General features: G+C 67.4%; 1 protein-coding gene. It reads right to left on the reverse strand.

The window, feature by feature from the left end:
- Window positions 1–436, reverse strand: a 436-nt coding sequence (locus NPS47_RS25415) for an AMP-binding protein (RefSeq protein WP_274297450.1), incomplete at both ends; no start/stop codon positions are given.

A 436-nucleotide genomic window follows, 5' to 3' on the forward strand; every position in this document is an offset into this window, starting at 1 on the left:
AGCTCAGCTGATACGCGTCCTGCATCCAGCACAGGCGGTTGACCAGGGCCAGGTGACGGTTGCCCGCGCCCTTGGGCTTGCCGGTCGAACCCGAGGTGTAGATCACGTAGGCCAGGTTCTCTGCCGCCACCGCCACATTCGGGTTGGCCGTACTGTAAGCGTCGAGCCAGGCGCCCGGCTGATCCAGCAGCAGATACGGCACTTCGCCCGGCGCCAGCACCTCCAGCAGCGGCTGCTGGGTCAGCAGCAAGCCCACGCCGCTGTCCTCAAGCATGTAGGCCAGGCGTTCGCGTGGGTATTCCGGGTCCAGCGGCACATAGGCACCGCCGGCCTTGAGGACCGCCAGCAGGCCGATGACCATCTCCAGCGAACGCTCCACGGCGATGCCGACCAGTACATCCGGCCCGACCCCGCGCTCGATCAGCGCGTGTGCCAG

It is taken from the genome of Pseudomonas putida, from assembly GCF_028682475.1.
GTDB lineage: Bacteria > Pseudomonadota > Gammaproteobacteria > Pseudomonadales > Pseudomonadaceae > Aquipseudomonas > Aquipseudomonas putida_AG.